The following is a 227-nucleotide window of genomic DNA, read 5'->3' as shown; positions in this document are numbered from 1 at the left end:
TCCTGAAGAACAGATTACCAACCGCAGCCAGCGCTTTCTTGCCGCGGAGATCGTGCGCGAAAAAATCATGCGCCAGTTGGGCGACGAGTTGCCCTACGCTGTGACCGTGGAAATCGAAGAGTTTGCCTACGACGAAGGCATTGTGCATATCTCCGCGCTGATTCTTGTCGAGCGCGACGGGCAGAAAAAAATCATTATTGGTGAGAAGGGCAGCCGTCTGCGTTCGA

1 protein-coding gene is annotated in these 227 nt (G+C 54.2%); it reads left to right on the top strand.

What is annotated here, in order from left to right; genetic code table 11:
• The coding region (locus A3709_RS14865) for a KH domain-containing protein (protein ID WP_197484214.1) at positions 1-227 on the top strand (227 nt) is incomplete at both ends.

The organism is Halioglobus sp. HI00S01, from assembly GCF_001635445.1.
Classification (GTDB): Bacteria; Pseudomonadota; Gammaproteobacteria; order Pseudomonadales; family Halieaceae; genus Halioglobus; species Halioglobus japonicus.
This window is presented reverse-complemented; position numbering and strand designations above follow the sequence as displayed.